Annotated in this window: 1 protein-coding gene; it reads right to left on the reverse strand. The window is 53.4% G+C overall.

The features are described 5' to 3' along the window. On the reverse strand, window positions 1–414 hold a 414-nt coding region (locus LPA54_RS40350), incomplete at both ends, for a PhoH family protein (RefSeq protein WP_228985402.1).

Below are 414 nucleotides of genomic sequence, written 5' to 3' on the forward strand. Positions count from 1 at the left end.
GATCCAGGTTTTTCCGCACCCGGCTTCGCCCGTGGCGAATATCAGCTGCTTACTCTCAATAGCCTTCAGATAGTGCAATTGCGCTTCATTTCGCGCGAGGATGGGCGAAGTATCGCGACTGTCGCGGGCCATACCAATGGCTTCTACGCCGCCCATCTGCACAAGCGAGGTGACCGATTCTTCTTCACGCTGCTTATGGCTGCGCGAATCCCGTCTCAGCACACGTTTTGCCTCGCGACGAGCTTTGATCACTGCTTTTTGTCTTCCCATGGAGAGCACCTTGAGTTGTTTGTATTCATCACACGCGCCGTTGGCAGCGCGATTATGCGCACGAACATCAGAGGGTTGGCTTCCTTGTAAGCCATAGTTTGCTTTTGGATAAAATGCCGAAAAACGGCTACGCGCACCGTTTAC

The sequence above is a fragment of the Streptomyces sp. DH12 genome (genome assembly GCF_020873895.1).
GTDB lineage: Bacteria > Actinomycetota > Actinomycetes > Streptomycetales > Streptomycetaceae > Streptomyces.